This is a genomic window from Streptomyces varsoviensis (assembly GCF_000718635.1).
GTDB classification, from domain to species: domain Bacteria; phylum Actinomycetota; class Actinomycetes; order Streptomycetales; family Streptomycetaceae; genus Streptomyces; species Streptomyces varsoviensis.
Genome location: NZ_JOBF01000108.1, coordinates 1 through 215, shown reverse-complemented (window position 1 = coordinate 215; position 215 = coordinate 1). Strand labels below are relative to the sequence as shown.

The window sequence follows — 215 nt, the reverse complement described above, 5'->3', positions numbered from 1 at the left end:
CTCGTCCTCACGGACGGCGCGCGCGTCGACTCGGTCCCCAACCTGGAGATCGAGACCGGTGAGATCGTCGGGGCCGGTCACGCCTCGGCGACCGGCCGGTTCGACGACGAGCAGCTCTTCTACCTGATGGCGCGCGGCATCCCGGCCGACGAGGCCCGCCGCCTGGTCGTCCGCGGCTTCTTCGCCGAACTCGTCCAGAAGATCGGCCTCCCCGA

1 protein-coding gene is annotated in these 215 nt (G+C 71.2%); it reads left to right on the top strand.

What is annotated here, in order from left to right; genetic code table 11:
• The coding region (locus IF55_RS35810) for a SufD family Fe-S cluster assembly protein (protein ID WP_030893526.1) at positions 1-215 on the top strand (215 nt) is incomplete at both ends.